This window comes from Neobacillus sp. MER 74, assembly GCF_023714155.1.
This window is the reverse complement of the sequence record NZ_JAMAUV010000112.1, coordinates 1-255: the sequence shown is the minus strand read 5'-3', so window position 1 is coordinate 255 and position 255 is coordinate 1. Positions and strand designations below refer to the sequence as shown.

The window sequence follows — 255 nt, the reverse complement described above, 5'->3', positions numbered from 1 at the left end:
GAATGGAAAGCGTCAATACTTTTCTAATCCTCTTGATTGTAAAAATTGCCCATTACTTTCCGAATGCACACAAAGTAAAGAACATAAAAAATTGATTGAGCGGCATGTGTGGGAACATTACATAGAAGAAGCGGACCATCTTCGTCATACACAAGAGAATAAAAGCATTTACGCAAGACGTAAAGAAACGATTGAACGTGTCTTTGCGGATGCTAAAGAAAAGCATGGTATGCGTTGGACAACCTTAAGAGGCCT

The 255-nt window shown here is 38.8% G+C and carries 1 protein-coding gene; it reads left to right on the top strand.

Translation table 11 applies throughout. The annotated features are described in order from the left end of the window. On the top strand, positions 1-255 hold a 255-nt coding region (locus tag M3610_RS27770; protein WP_251463659.1), incomplete at both ends, for a transposase.